Consider the following 765-nt stretch of genomic DNA (forward strand, 5'->3'; position numbering starts at 1 on the left):
AAATAAAAACCACCCGTTGAACGGGTGGTTTTCTCTAGGGCTATAAGCCCTGGGTACTGGCCAGCGTCTCAAGGCGCTGGCTTTTGTGTGTCAAAGCCAAATTGCGTTTGCCACTTTTGCTGCCGCTTTAAGCGGCGTTTGTATTACTTACCGACCCTTAAAAGGGTCCTCATATTCCCGGACGCTGAGCTTATCTTCCGCTTGATCATGTTTCTCTTGATCACGAATATATTTTTTGATGGTGGCCTCATTCATACCCACCGTGCTCACATAATAACCTATTGACCAAAAGTGTCGGTTTCCAAACTTATATTTTAAATTTGCATGCTGATCAAACATCATCAATGCACTTTTACCCTTCAAATATCCCATAAAACTTGACACACTCAGCTTGGGTGGAATACTTACTAAAAGATGGACGTGATCTGGCATCATATGACCTTCTAGAATCTTGACCCCTTTATACTGGCATAAAAGTCGGATATCATCCTGCAAGTCACGTCGATATTGATTATAAATCATCTTTCTCCTATACTTTGGAGTGAATACGATATGGTACTTGCATAACCACTTTGTGTGTGCAAGACTATTGAGTTTATTCGCCATTTAAAAAGTCCCCTTTCGATTTAGCAATGTTGGCTTCGACACCTACATTCTAATTCTTATGGGGGGCTTTTTGGTATAACTGATTTACCATCCGCCCGCATAGCGGGTGGTTTATTGTTTCGCACGCTTTAGCGTGCTCAACCAGGCCTAAAGGCATCA

General features: G+C 42.2%; 1 protein-coding gene. It reads right to left on the reverse strand.

Features of this window, described 5'->3' with window-relative positions:
• Window positions 1–147 precede the first annotated feature (147 nt).
• Window positions 148–606 carry an IS200/IS605 family transposase gene (tnpA, locus tag FAY32_RS14445; protein WP_143464129.1) on the reverse strand — a complete coding sequence of 153 codons (459 nt, stop codon included), beginning with the start codon at window positions 604–606 and terminating at the stop codon, window positions 148–150.
• Window positions 607–765: the final 159 nt, after the last annotated feature.

It is taken from the genome of Levilactobacillus enshiensis (genome assembly GCF_007115095.1).
Classification (GTDB): Bacteria; Bacillota; Bacilli; order Lactobacillales; family Lactobacillaceae; genus Levilactobacillus; species Levilactobacillus enshiensis.

What these genes read in the sequence shown, in the direction of transcription:
- tnpA (WP_143464129.1), bottom strand. Translation starts at nt 606, where the DNA reads ATGGCGAATAAACTCAATAGTCTTGCACACACAAAGTGGTTATGCAAG.